The organism is Rhizobium sp. PvP014 (genome assembly GCF_017876855.1).
In the GTDB taxonomy this organism is placed as follows: domain Bacteria; phylum Pseudomonadota; class Alphaproteobacteria; order Rhizobiales; family Rhizobiaceae; genus Neorhizobium; species Neorhizobium soli.
The window spans coordinates 61,792-74,914 of record NZ_JAGIOT010000003.1 but is presented as its reverse complement, the minus strand read 5'-3'; the positions used below and the strand labels follow the sequence as shown (position 1 = coordinate 74,914).

Genomic DNA, 13,123 nt, shown 5'->3' with positions numbered 1-13,123 from the left:
TACGCTAGACCTCCGGCCGCCAGCCCGAATGAAATCCGATGGCGAGCGTAGGATAGCCGAAGCGCCGGCAAAGCCAATCGGCTTTTTCCTCACCAGTAACTCATGAAGACCGCAGCGACATAAAGCACTGCAGCGAAGGCTGCGGCGATCGCGAAAAGCGTGGACAGGTTCCGCATCTGATTCTCCTGTCCATCGATCAAAGCACTGTACGGCGCCTCGTTCCAAGAACGAGCGCTGCTAGCCTTAACGCTTGGTAAAAATCCACAGCCGCTGATTCAAAACGCGGCATTCCATAGAAACTCGACATGAACCCGTCTCTGCACGGTTTAAATGCCGCCAGACCTTACGAACGCCATAGACGCGAAAGTTCTGTTCGAAGACACGACGTATCTCGATCCGATCGCTGCGGGCGAGGTTCGACAGGCGATCCACGTCCAGGCGTTTGGTGACATTCTCGTAGTAGGTTGAAGGGGCGATCGGCGGCAGTCTGCAGAACGCTTCTACCCCGAACACACCACGGTGTTCGGCAATAAACGAGATCATCAATTGAAGGGGCGGTCGAGTTCCTCACCCGACAGGAGGAACGACAACATGTCTTTCATTTCCGGATCGTCCGTCAAACCTCGGCTGCGCCGCCTAACTCTTCCAACGCTGCCAACCACTGGTTTTGATGCATGGTGTCGCGAGCGATGACCCACTGACGACGTGAAACTGTCGATCAACTTCATGCCGAACGCCGTCTACGAACCGCGGGCGTGTATCCGCCTGACGCTTGCCACGGCCATGAAGACGGGTTTTCCGCTTGATCGCATCATCTTCGAGTTCACTGAGAACGAGGAGTTGGATACCAAGCACGTCCTTCACATCCTACGGACATACCGGGATATGGGCTTTAAAACTGCGATCGACGACTTCGGTTCAGGCCACTCCGGCCTCGGCCTCCTCAGTCATTTCCAGCCCGATATTGTCAAGCTGGATATGGACATGATCAGAGGGATCGACACCGATCCGGTCCGGCGCACCATCGTCAAGCACACGTTGCGGATGCTCGAAGAACTCAACATCGTGCCGCTCTGCGAAGGCGTCGAAACCGTCGGCGAAATGTCGGCACTTCGGGACCTGGGCGTGTCCCTCATCCAGCGCTACCTGCTGGCCAAGCCAAGCTTCGAACACCTCGCCATACCGGCTTCCGCGAAGGCGATGCTTGCTGCTGCGGCCTAACGGTCGGGCGACAACGAAAAGCGCACTGGTTTCCGGGTGCATTAATACCTCGACGGTCACGGCCTTGATGTCATGACCATCACGCAGCAGCGTCTGGTGGTTTTCGAGAATACGCAAGGTGCCGCGCGATTTCAACGAAGATGCTCGAGACGTCGCTCGAGCATTTGCTACGACACGTGCATGCGTACAATCATGTCATCGCCGAAACACAGAGAGCATGTGCCTTTTTCTTCTGTTCGTTTTGCTGACGGCTGCGGTCCTGCTCGCAGCAGCCAAACCGCCCGGCCCTCTTACCGGAGTTTGTAACGCTCATCGGTCCGACGAGGTCGTGATGACGGATGGAGGCATCTCGACCAGCTTCGGTGGGTTCGAAGGAGCGTAGTGCTAGCGTCGTTGTTGTCCGGCGTCCTCTTTGACGGTTCTTATTGTCAAGAGACGACAGTTCGCAATGCTGCCCGCCGCTCCCAACGGCGAGGGACGTCCTCTTACGTCTGAGAGGCATTGAGATACGCCCGGCTTTATCACGTTCGCGCAACTCATCCTTTACGCCTTTACCGCTAATCGTAGATTATCGGCCGCATGAATGGGATCGCAACATATTGCAGCTCTTGAGAAATAGCGCACTGCTGGCAGTCCTGGCTGGTTGCCTGATCTTCCTACCGCCGTTTAATGGGTACCTGAGCCAAGGCGTCCAATCAGTCTTTGACCATTTCGACACGAGGCCCAAGCAGACTGTGCTGTTTATCGGTAACAGCCGTACATTCTATAATGATATGCCTCACATGGTCCGGAAAATTGCTGATTCCGCAGGCTATTCAAAGAAACTGCACATTGAGATGGATGCCGAACCCGGCGTCAGCCTTGGCTTCCACATAAAAAGCGAGCAAACCCAGCGGCTACTGTCGCAGCACTGGGATCATGTGGTTCTTCAGGTGCTGAGCAGCGATCAATACAGTTCGAAACGATCCGCCTCAGCCTGGGTTGACGCACAGAACCTGATCAGGGAGGTCCAGGCGAAGGGATCTCTGCCCGTGATGTTCGTGACATGGCGCTACACTGACCAGTGCAACGATAATGCCGGCATGCCAACATCAGCCAGCGATCTTTCGCCCTTGGGCTTTGTTGAAATGCATTTCAATATCCAGCAGCAACATGCACGTCTCGCAAAGCTGACAGGAGTGGACCTAGTCAACGTTGGCAGGCTCTGGGAAGAGCTGCAAAGCCAGCCGGAGCATGTCAATCTCTACCACGACTGCAACCATCCTTCGATCTACGGCAGCTACCTCGCCGCACTGATGTTCTACGGCTATTTTTCCGGAGACGAGATAGCAAACGTGACGTTCAGGCCTGAGGGAATTTCTTCTGAGGAGGCCGAAGCTTTGAGAAAGACGGTGTCCAGGTATCTGGCAAAGGGTACGGAGGACTGACCGGTCCTTGCAGTTGGATAGGTTGCGTCAACGAATATTTAACGTTCCATAAGTTGTATATTGTGCTGGGGGAGCGAATATATGACAACTGTTCACACGGACGAAAGACGTCACGACCTTGATGCCCTGCGCGTCTTTTGCTTCGGGACGCTCATCATCTACCATTCGAGCCTCGTTTACGGAGCGAAGAGCTGGTGGATACACTCCTCGGATACCAGCACTCTGATCGATCTGATTGCGCTAGGGTCTCATCCGTGGCGAATGAGCCTGTTATTTTTCATCTCCGGTCTTGTGACGGCATCTCTTCTCAAAAAGAGATCTGTTGCCGAGATCCGTCGCGTCCGCACGACACAGCTGCTTTTACCCTTTGTGCTAGGCGTTCTCCTGGTTGTCCCGCCACAAATCTATGTGTCGCCGTACAATCCCAAGCCTGATCTCTCCTACTGGGAATTTTGGACATCCTACTTCATATCAAACCTCCGGCTGGAGCATATGTGGTTCCTAGCCTATCTCTGGTTCTATATTTTCGTCTGGTCTATCGCCCATCCCGTGATTATGCGGCGCTGGCCCGGCCTGTCGGCGACGCTGGCCGCGCACCTTCGAGGAAAGGGACTGTTCCTAGCTCCTATCGCATTTCTTTCAGTCCTGAGAGTGAGCCTCTATCCGACCTTCCACGAGACGCTTGTCATCACCACTGATTTCTATTCTCATGCGGTGTATTGCTCTATGTTCATGGTAGGCTCACTGCTTATCAACGAGCGCAGCTTTTGGCGTGAGGTTGACGATCAACGATGGATCAGCCTTTGCACCGCTGCAATGTCGCTTTCCGCGCTGGCGGCTCTCTTCGTGTTGATACCTCGTGAGGAGATGTCAGAAGCTCTCATCGGTGTAGCTCGAATTATCCGGTCAACCTTCCAGTGGAGCGCTATCCTCACGCTCCTCGCCTTTGCAGGCCGACTTGCCAGCTGCCCGAACAGGATCATCAAGCATTTGAACGGGTCGATCATGACCTATTATATCGTGCATCAGACGGTGATCGTCCTCGCTGCCTATCACTTCGCACAGGCAGGCCTACTCGACATTTATTCATTTATCCCAATCATCCTCATCACAGCATTTATCTGCGTGCTTGTTGCAGAGGTGAAGTCATTGGCTGCTTCCTATCTTACGCGGATAGTTCGCGGTATCGCTCGAGGAAGGAGTGGACTTCGAAAGCCCCCATCAGAGGCAGTCTAGGTCCTGCTGGGATTTCAGCGGTATAGTTGATCGAAATTATGAGCGCGACGCAGCCTATAGCTGCGTCTTCACGTGTCGGCCTGCCTTTTAGGTAACGTCTTCGTGGCAGCTACGCGCCTGCGCCCGGTTCCCAGCCCTGTTTCTTTTGCCAACTTCGAGCGCTTGGCCGAATAGTCTGGAGCAACCATCGGATAGTCGCTGGGCAAGCCCCGCTTTGACCGGTATTCTTCCGGGGTCATACCGTATTGGACCATCAGGTGCCGTTTCAGCGATTTGAATTTCTGTCCGTCCTCAAGGCTTATCAGATAATCCTCTTTGATAGATTGTCGGATCGAGACGGCTGGTTCTTTAGTTTCTGATACGGCGGGGGCGTCAGTTTGTTGCTCAAGGCCCTTAAGGGCGCGGAAGGTCTGCCCGATCAGATCTCGGACCTGTGCAGTCGGTACCGTGTGCTTTACGACATAGGCTGCTACGATACAGGCCGTGAGTGCAACAACTGGATCGGGTTCAGATGCGACGGGGTTCTCATCAAAGGTATTTTCGAGCATTATTTTATTCAAACAACCATGCAATTCGATTTTTCAATAGCGGGTGCGCCGCTGCTTTGAAAGGTTTTTACGAGGTCCAAACCAGAGGAAACCGGCAATGTTATTGTAAGCAGGCTTCAGCAATGTCTGTTTTTTAAGCGCTTGGCGAGTGCAGTGGAACCTGACGCTCGCCGACCGTCGTGTTGCCAAGATTGTTAAAAAAATCCGAGACCTTCCTGGCCAACACCTGTTTCATTACGTGGATGATGAGGGAGAACAGCGTGAGGTCAGTTCAGGCGACGTCAACACTTACCTGCGCGAAATCAGCGGAAGCGACATCACAGCGAAAGATTTTCGCACCTGGACGGGTACTGTTCTTGCGGCGCTGGCGCTGATCGAGTTTGAAAAGTTTGACAGTGAGGCGGCCGCTAAGAAGAATGTCCGTACCGCACTCGAGAAGGTGGCGGCTACGCTTGGTAACACCCCCGCGGTTTGTCGGCGTTGCTACGTGCCCCGAAGTCATCGAGAGCTACATGTCAGAGACGCTGATACTGCAGATTGAACATGAGAGAGAGCGTGAGCTGCGCGATCATGTAGCGGGATTACGACCCGAGGAGGTGCTGGTGCTGGCCTTCCTAAAGCAGCGTCTGTCCAACAAGCTGATCTGACAGCAAACGATTGTGCGCCAATAACCACGCGGTCAGGGGCACCTTTTCGCTTCCCCAGCGCCGAGCTCATGCAGGTGGCAGGCCACGGACGATTCCGCAACTTACGAATCAGCGCTGGCGGAAGCCTTAAGTACTCCGCTCAATCGAATCCAGTTGTTCCTTCGTCAGCTTGATGTCATTTGGTCAACCGAACGAATTCACCATCCGGCGCGCAAACGGATGCGGCAGTGTAGAAGAAGTCTTGACGCTCAAACCCGCCGCCGTCCTCCCACGCGTGGTTGACCTTCTGATCGCATTCCAGGATCTTATCCAGTGGGCTAGCCGCATTCTTGGGCATCTGCACTTTGTCCACGAACAGGTAGTGGCTAGTATTGGGATCGTCAGTGCGCAATACGGTGTCGTACTTCAGTGAGGCGGTGTATCCAGCTTGACCCTTGCCTAACTTTTCGCAGAAAACGTCCTTGTTCGGGTGCACTTTCGCCTTGTACTCAAGCGGACATCCGTCTTGCTTAACTTCCATCTGCAGCACGAGCTTGGAGTACTTTCCTAGCTCGAACTCCTCTCCGGGAGATATCGTCATATCCCCTTGACCGGAATTTTGCTGTGTCTTTGGTTGATAGATAACAGTTCCGATGGCTTGCTCTGCGGAGCTGCCAGCCCGTGTAACAAGGATCGATACTTTCTTGTACCAAAAGCCCTGGGCTTGCGTGGGTGTGAAAGTGACTGACTTTGGTTTCATCGGCGCTATGGCCGAGGCAGCGACACCAATAGGAATGGTCTTCAGGCCGACCATCCCCAAGAAAGCATTTTGCGAACTACCGCTAACGGTCACCAGCACTGTCTGCCCGGTCATGGAAACGTTATATGTCATACCGGCCGGCAAGCTCTTTGCGTAACCCGCTAGAAAACGTTCAGCTGCAACCTTGGCGGCACCTGCATTCGTTCCGTTAAAGACGCGTGCGCCAGCGAGCGCCGCGCTATCGGCAACACCCTGTGCGCTAACTTTCTCGCGGGTTGCCAAGGTGTAGTCGATCGCTCCACCGGCAGCTATGATCAGCGGCGTCGCCACAAGAGCCGTAATCATACCAAAGTTGCCACCGCGATCCTGTAAGATATTTCGTATAGTCAAAGTCGTCCCCCCAGCGTGTTCGTTGTTTTTAGAAGTGGGAGGTAAAAACGAACGTAAGGAACACGGTATATTAGACGTCAACACTTGGCGTTGCTTATTGCGGAATTGCTTTATTAGCGTTTACTAACTAATAGACCGCCCTCGTAGTCTCGGCCGATCCGCAACTTAGCGAAGATCGCCCTCCCCGACGTCTCACCTGATCCATAACTGCTAGGGAGAGGTCTTCTCCGGCTCCGCGCAACGGCAGTCGTCTTGACGACGGAATGGCCGCAAGTTAGCATCCTGCCGTCTAAAACAGGTTAGGCTCGGGAAGGTTGGCCCAGCCCCCATCAATATGGGTCCTTCCGCTGTTCTCTTGCGGCCCAAGACTACAATGCGCGTGCATGGTGCGCGCGACAATGTGGGAGTTTGGGCATGGAAGCTAGAGTAACAGTGTTGACGCTTGGCGTTAAGGACCTTGAGAAATCTGTTTCCTTCTACCGCGACGGCCTTGGCCTGCCAACGGAAGGCATCATTGGACGTGAGTTCGAACATGGCGCAGTAGCTTTTTTCGATCTTGCTGGTGGCTTGAAGCTCGCGCTTTGGTCGCAGGTAGACGTCGCTCATGACACAGGCTTGCCGCTAGATCCTCCTAGCTCGACGTCTTTCACCATCGGGCACAATGTCTCGACCAAAGAAGAGGTCGATGCGGTTATAGACGCCGCAGGGCGAGCGGGAGCCGAGATCGTAAAAGCCCCGGCGACAACTTTTTACGGCGGCTACGCTGGCTATTTCCGTGATTTGGACGGACATCTATGGGATGTCGTTTGGAACCCTCACCTGCTTGCTCCCGCTGACTAGAACTTCGAATATTATTCCACTGTCTGAGACAGCGGTACCGATCAACCGGATGTTCGTAATCTTAATTAACGGGACCGCATCATCAGCTTTGGCAATGCGGCACTAAGGTTCCGCGGCAGAGCCATAAGCTACATTCGGGCTAGAACCGTCAACACGCGGAGGATAGCAATCTGATGGTAGATATCGAGATGGTTGGTGGGCTTGTCGAGCAGCAGGATTTAATGCTCGTGAGCTCGGGCCCGGACGATGTGGCCTGTCTGCCTCTCCCCGGCCCGCCCTCGGATACCCATGCGCTGCATAATCCAGACATCCGATCAGTCATGACCGGATGTCTGGAAAGGCTCGATCGATTAGTGAGCTTTCATTTCACTGACGATCTCGTCTGCCTTCAATGAAGACGGGTAATAAGTCGGCCAGTTGGTGACTTCCTTCAGTAGCGCGGCGCGGTCGTTGCCCCAATACAGGTGGTAGTGGTCAGCCTTGTTCGGAGCAATTCCGTGATCGCTGAACTGGATGAACTGAGGAGCGCTAACATCGCCTTTTGTCTTCTTGTAGATAAACCGGACGCCGCGATTGCCCTTCTTATAGGTCAGGATTTCCTTGCTGTCATAGGCATAGGTGCCCTTGGACCCCTGGTCGCCCTTGAAGAATGTGACAACGTCACCGTCGATGGTAATGCGGTCTACATCCGTCTTGTAACCGACTTCGTACTCGGCGCGGATCTCTTCTACACTTGAAGTGCCCTTTTCAGCCTTATGCTTCCATACTGGATCAAGGGTGCCGTCCTTAAGGTAAGGATAGACCGACTGCCAATCGCCAGCGTAATCACCCAGCGGGCGATCCTTGACCTGACTGCCCTCAAAATAACCGGCGTAGATCTTGGGATCGCCGTGGCTGTGAGCGTGCTCGTGCCCGCTATGGTCATGAGCATCACCGTCAGCGTGCTCGTGGACCTTGCCGCTGCCACCGGCAACCGCAATGTTATAAGGTTTGCCTTCAACTTTGATCGTGCCGACTTCCTTAAGTTCAGTCTTGGAGATGCGACGCACCAATCCGGCATTGGGATCGGTCATGACAATGTCATCGCCCGCCATGGCGATACGCGGACGCGGATCGTTCCAATGCCCATCCATCGAGTAGGGATCTGTCACCTTAGCGCTTTTAGCAAGCTTCCCATCAAGGACGTCGATCTGATGGAGAGTGCCATCTTCCGTCAATGCGTAACCAAAGCGGGCATTGGCAGGATCAAGCGCAAAGTCGATACGGCGGAAAGGAAGCTCGATGTAGCGAAAGTTCGGCTCGTCCGCGGGGTCAACAACGACAAGTCCCTTGGCGCCATAGTTACCGAGAAACACCTGCATGCTCTTGGCACCCAGCAACGTGCCGGTCGTCTCGCCGCTCGGCATGTCGGCAGGATAGTTCAGCATCTTGGTCACTGGGCCATCGGCGCTCGCCATCACCGTCAGAATGCCTTCCTTGCATCCCGCTGCGAGGTAAGCGCCGGAAAAGGCTTCGCCGTGAATACCTGTGCAGGATGCGACATCACCTGTGGGCGTGCCGTCTTCCTTCACCGCACGCAAACCGACGCGCGTCGGAGCAGAATCGCCTTCGACCGGAGCATCGGAAGCGACCGTCGTTACCCAGCCGTTTCCGACAGGCGCCGCAAACCCATGATGAGCTCGGGCCTGCTTCAGGCGTATCGATCCAATCTGGCCATCGGTCAGCTCATGAGCGTCGACGATCTCGTTGTAGCCACCCTTGTCGAAGTTGATGACGATCTTGCCGTCATGGTCGATGACGTGAAATGGGCGCGGGCCGGTCAAGGCTTTTTCCACGGCCGACGGATCGGTAATCGTGATGTCGGAATGGTCACCATGCGAGTGAAGGGAAATGCCGCTATTGATAAAATTGACGGCATCATTGTCAGACTGAACCGCGACAACGCTGGCGCCTTCATTGACGCTGTAAAGCTTATTTTGGCCGACTGTGTCGAACGTCCAGCGCTTCTCGGGCTTGCTCAGGTCAAACGCCGTGACCTTCGGATCCTTATGGTCGCCGACGAACACGCGGTAAAGTGTTACACTGTCCTCATCATCCTGAGCGAGCGCCGCCGATCCCAGCAAGGCCGTTGATAGCGCCAACGCAGATACGCCTCGGATTAAATGTCTCATTCATCTCTCCTATTTATGATATTACATAACATTCAAAAGGCGGCTTTTCCGGCAGTTGGACGGTGACTCAGCCGCGGTTGATCGCAGATGTGAGGGTTTGGACGTTGTGACGCATCATGTCGATGTAGGTCGACGCAGGTCCACCGGCTGGCGACAGGGCGTCCGAATACAAGGTGCCGCCGAGCGTTAGTCCGGCTTCTGAGGCGATCTGCTCAACAAGGCGTGCGTCCGAAATGTTTTCTGCAAATACGGCAGCAGCACGCTTCTCGCGGATCTCGCGAATAAGCGAGGCGACGTCTGCGGCGGATGCCTCAGATTCGGTTGAAACGCCCTGGGGCGCTAAGAAGGTCACGCCGTAATCTCGCTCGAAGTAGCGAAAGGCATTGTGCGCGACAACCGCCACACGCCGCTCTTGCGGGATCGCGCTCACAGCTGCCTCGATCTCCTTGGCAAGACCCGCCAACTGTTCTGCGTACGCGGTCGCATTTGCGTCATATGCCGAGCAGCCCTGTGCATCTGCGGCACAGAACGCCTTGGCAATGTTCTGGATGTAGATCTTGGCATTGCCAACCGACTGCCACGCATGGGGATCGTTCGGCGTTGCATGAAAGACCGCCTTTCCGTCGACATAGTGGTAATGGCCACCCGCCGGATCATTCAAGATGTCCGCGCCCTCGGTCAAAACGGTCACTTTTGCTGTCGCTTCGCTTGCCTGGATCAAACGGTCCATAAAGCCCTCGAACAGCAACCCGTTTACCAGAATGACGTCCGCCTTGGCCAACGCCAATGCATCAGCTGGCTTTGGTTCGTAAACGTGAGCATCGCTGTTGGCACCAACCAGTGTTCGCAAAGCAATACGCTCGCCGCCGATCGCTTTGGCGAAATCGCCGATGATCGAGAAACTGGCGACAACCGACAGCTTTTCCGCATGGGCAAGAGCGGGAACAGCCAATGAGGCGAATATCACAACTGTCATCCTGGCGATGAGCTTACTCAGGTTCTTCATTATATTTTCCAGTGCCGGGGCGGTTCAGGCGCTGCGGTGAGCGCTGCGCCGCAGGTGCGACAAAAGCAGGCCACGAGGGCTAGCGATGACCGAGAAAAAGTAGACAGAACCTGCCGATAACATGACCGCTGGTCCTGATGGCAAGGATGCATGGTAAGACAAAAGGAGGCCGACGGCTGAGGAACACACCCCGATCGCAACCGACAACAAGCACATCGTTGCAACGCTTTGCGTCCAGAAGCGTGCGCCAGCCGCAGGCAGGATCATCAATCCGACCGCGAGCAAGGTGCCAAGCGCCTGGAAGCCAGCGACAAGATTCGTGACGACGAGACCAAGGAAGAGGAAATGGACCGGCGAGCCCAGGCGCGACACGGAGCGGAAAAACAAGGGGTCCATACATTCAGCCACCAGCGCCCGTCCAAAAACTCCAAGAGCACAAAGCGTTATCACCGACACCATGGCGATTAGGATCAAGGCATCATCGTTCAGCGCCAACACCGATCCGAACAGGACGTGCATAAGATCGACACTTGAGCCCCGCAAAGAAACCATGAGCACGCCAAGCGAGAGTGAAATCAGATAAAAGGCGGCCATAGAGGCGTCTTCTTTCTGGATCGTGAACCGGGCGACGGCGCCGGCCCCCAGTGCTACGACCACGCCAGCAATCAAACCACCGATGGTCATAGGAACGATCTCAAGGCCGTAAAACAGAAAGCCGGCAGCTGCACCAGGCAAGATCGCATGCGCCATTGCGTCGCCGGTCAGGCTCATGCGGCGCAACATGAGGAAGACGCCGACCGGGCAAGCGCTGAGCGACAACATGAATGCGCCAAACAGCGCCCTTTGCATGAATCCAAACTCGACGAACGGTATGATAAACGTCTCATAGAGCATATGGATTACATCCCGCCACGTGCCGGTGACGCCGCGATGCCGTCATGACCAATCATTGTCTCATGCAGGTGGTGAGCTTGTTGACCACACCATCGGGCGTTCTCGTCCCATGCCTCGCCGAACTGACGTGCGCGAAGAAGATTTTCCGCAGACAGTATCTGACGCGCCTCACCCCACGCAATCGGCCGCCGCTCCAGAAGAAGCGCCTCGGGAAAATGCTCGCGCACCAGATCAAGGTCATGCACGACGACCATGACAGTCCGCCTTTGATCCTGCCAGTGCTTGATGAGCGCTATCAGGTCGGCAAGCGTCCTGGAGTCGACAGCGTTGAATGGTTCGTCAAGCAGAATGAGATCAGCATCTTGCACAAGGACACGCGCGAACAACGCTCGCTGCATCTGGCCTCCCGAAAGTGTGTCGATGGAACGCTTGTCGAACCCTTCCAGGCCGACGGACAGCAACGCTTGCGTTACGGCTTGCCGGTCTTCTGCGCTATGACGACCCAGCAAGCCCCTTTTGGGCCAAAGCCCGAGCGACACAAGGTCAAGCACACGAGCTGGAAAAGAGCGATCCAGCTCGGAAAGCTGTGGCAGATAAGCGAAGCGGGTGCCCGGTGCTATCGAGCACGTACCACTCATAGGTCGCAATAGACCAACGATACCCTTCATCAGGGTCGATTTACCCGATCCGTTCCCGCCAACAACGGCCACGAGGCTTCCTTTGCGTACGACACCGGTCATGTGATGCACAGCAGGATGGCGATTGTAGCCCAAGGTCAGATTGTCAAAGGTAAGGCATGCTTCAGTCACGACTACTGTCTATCTCCCGCGGCGCATGGCGAGCAACGCGCCCTCCGTTACGTAATGTTATTACATTTATAGACTTGGGAGAGAGGACGCAACCCTGGGACAAAACGAAGTTCGACGATTTTTAGAAAACAGGGCAAACGGCCAGGGGTCGCGATGGCGATGTTTCACGAACCGCTTCGATGAAGTGTATTTTGTCTTCCGCCGGGACCCGCGTGGGAAAGAGGGCACTTATCCGCAGTCAGTCCGCGAAACACCCTTTATTCGCGGCGGCGAGAACCAGTAGTAGTTTCTATCTTGCGTTACGAACTGCCATCAGTGCCGTGACAAAGGCTCGCACAAGGCTCGCCTTTTGAATATCCGGCCGAAACAATAAGTAGCTCTTGAAGTAGACCGAGGGCTCGAAGGGTCGAAAAATCAGGCCGCGCTGAGCAAAACCATCGATAGAAAGTGGGTTGACGATTGCCAGGCCTACTCCCTCAAGCGCAAGTGCGCAGGCCGTGATGGCAAAAGGGGTCTCAATTACAAGATTAGGTCTGGATCCTGCTTCGGCGCAGAGACGCTCGAATTGGAGCCGAGCTCGATCCTCTGCCGACAACGCTATGTAATCCACTTCATGAAAGTCCTCCGGCCGGACAACGTCTCGTTTTACCAAAGGATGGCCCGGCGGGATGGCGCATAGCGCCGGGAAGCTCCCGAAGACCTGATGTTCGACGCCTGACAAGTCGACTTCATCGGCCGCGAGACCGAGATCGAAATCACCATCGACAATATGGTTGCGTACAGCAGCAGATGACATGATGCTGAGCGTCACGATCGCTGCGGGGTAGCTTTCCCGAAACAGTTTCACTGCACGCGGCACGATCGTTGATCCAGCAGCGGCCAGACTTGCCACGCGGATCTGCCCCGAACCGAAATCCCGGATCCGAGCCGCGGATGAGCGCAGCAGATCAAGCCCTTTGAAGCTGGCATCGACATCGCGGTAGAATGCCTGTCCTTCCGGAGTCGGAATCAACCGCCCCTTAACTCGGTCAAACAACGCAAATCCAACAGAGTCTTCCAGTTCGCCAATCAGGCGGCTGACATTCGGTTGCGTCACGCCCATGAGTTCGGCTGCGCGCGAGACGGTGCCACTGATGATGACGGCGCGAAAGGCCTCAATCTGACGGAAGTTCATCCCTCACCTATACGGTTTACG

General features: G+C 55.1%; 12 protein-coding genes, 1 pseudogene and 1 other annotated feature. Of the genes and pseudogenes, 5 read left to right on the top strand and 8 right to left on the bottom strand.

What is annotated here, in order from left to right; translation table 11 throughout:
• Positions 1-321 precede the first annotated feature (321 nt).
• A pseudogene (locus tag J3A65_RS21940) lies at positions 322-567 on the bottom strand (IS3 family transposase); the annotation flags it as partial.
• Positions 469-586 (bottom strand) — a sequence feature (AL1L pseudoknot). (Overlaps the previous pseudogene by 99 nt.)
• 119 nt (positions 587-705) lie before the next feature.
• Between J3A65_RS21940 and J3A65_RS21935 the strand changes: the two are divergent.
• From J3A65_RS21935 to J3A65_RS21925, 3 genes are all read left to right on the top strand, one after another.
• Positions 706-1,221, top strand: a complete 516-nt coding sequence (locus J3A65_RS21935; RefSeq protein ID WP_348635252.1) for an EAL domain-containing protein — start codon at positions 706-708, stop codon at positions 1,219-1,221.
• Between the two features lie 599 nt (positions 1,222-1,820).
• Positions 1,821-2,648, top strand: coding sequence for a DUF4886 domain-containing protein (locus tag J3A65_RS21930; RefSeq protein ID WP_209903803.1), 828 nt, complete (start codon positions 1,821-1,823; stop codon positions 2,646-2,648).
• Positions 2,649-2,729: 81 nt separating this feature from the next.
• Positions 2,730-3,884: an acyltransferase family protein gene (locus J3A65_RS21925; protein WP_209903801.1), complete on the top strand. Its 1,155-nt coding sequence runs from the start codon at positions 2,730-2,732 to the stop codon at positions 3,882-3,884.
• 68 nt (positions 3,885-3,952) lie between these two features.
• On the opposite strand, the gene J3A65_RS21920 is transcribed toward J3A65_RS21925, so the two are convergent.
• Positions 3,953-4,432: a MucR family transcriptional regulator gene (locus tag J3A65_RS21920; protein WP_209903799.1), complete on the bottom strand. Its 480-nt coding sequence runs from the start codon at positions 4,430-4,432 to the stop codon at positions 3,953-3,955.
• A gap of 148 nt (positions 4,433-4,580) precedes the next feature.
• On the opposite strand from J3A65_RS21920, the gene J3A65_RS21915 reads away from it, so the two are divergent.
• Entirely contained in the window at positions 4,581-4,973 is a 393-nt protein-coding gene (locus tag J3A65_RS21915; protein WP_348635251.1) for a hypothetical protein, read from the top strand.
• A gap of 281 nt (positions 4,974-5,254) precedes the next feature.
• Here J3A65_RS21915 and J3A65_RS21910 read toward each other — a convergent pair whose 3' ends face one another.
• On the bottom strand, positions 5,255-6,208 hold the full coding sequence (locus J3A65_RS21910) for a TadE/TadG family type IV pilus assembly protein (protein WP_209903797.1): 954 nt from the start codon (positions 6,206-6,208) through the stop codon (positions 5,255-5,257).
• A gap of 414 nt (positions 6,209-6,622) precedes the next feature.
• Between J3A65_RS21910 and J3A65_RS21905 the strand changes: the two genes are divergently transcribed.
• Positions 6,623-7,048: a VOC family protein gene (locus tag J3A65_RS21905; RefSeq protein WP_209903795.1), complete on the top strand. Its 426-nt coding sequence runs from the start codon at positions 6,623-6,625 to the stop codon at positions 7,046-7,048.
• A gap of 350 nt (positions 7,049-7,398) precedes the next feature.
• Here J3A65_RS21905 and J3A65_RS23525 read toward each other — a convergent pair whose 3' ends face one another.
• From J3A65_RS23525 to J3A65_RS21880, 5 genes are all read right to left on the bottom strand, one after another.
• Positions 7,399-8,028, bottom strand: coding sequence for a metal-binding protein ZinT (locus J3A65_RS23525; protein ID WP_348635257.1), 630 nt, complete (start codon positions 8,026-8,028; stop codon positions 7,399-7,401).
• 1,258 nt (positions 8,029-9,286) lie between these two features.
• The gene (gene aztC / locus J3A65_RS21895) at positions 9,287-10,225 is read right to left on the bottom strand and encodes a zinc ABC transporter substrate-binding protein AztC (RefSeq protein ID WP_209903791.1); all 939 of its coding nucleotides are present in this window, start codon (positions 10,223-10,225) and stop codon (positions 9,287-9,289) included.
• Between the two features lie 24 nt (positions 10,226-10,249).
• Positions 10,250-11,119 carry a zinc ABC transporter permease AztB gene (aztB, locus tag J3A65_RS21890; protein WP_209903789.1) on the bottom strand — a complete coding sequence of 290 codons (870 nt, stop codon included), beginning with the start codon at positions 11,117-11,119 and terminating at the stop codon, positions 10,250-10,252.
• Between the two features lie 5 nt (positions 11,120-11,124).
• A complete protein-coding gene (gene aztA, locus J3A65_RS21885; protein ID WP_209903786.1) occupies positions 11,125-11,928 on the bottom strand; it encodes a zinc ABC transporter ATP-binding protein AztA in 804 nt (267 codons plus the stop codon).
• A gap of 289 nt (positions 11,929-12,217) precedes the next feature.
• A complete protein-coding gene (locus tag J3A65_RS21880) occupies positions 12,218-13,102 on the bottom strand; it encodes a LysR substrate-binding domain-containing protein (RefSeq protein ID WP_209903784.1) in 885 nt (294 codons plus the stop codon).
• Positions 13,103-13,123: the final 21 nt, after the last annotated feature.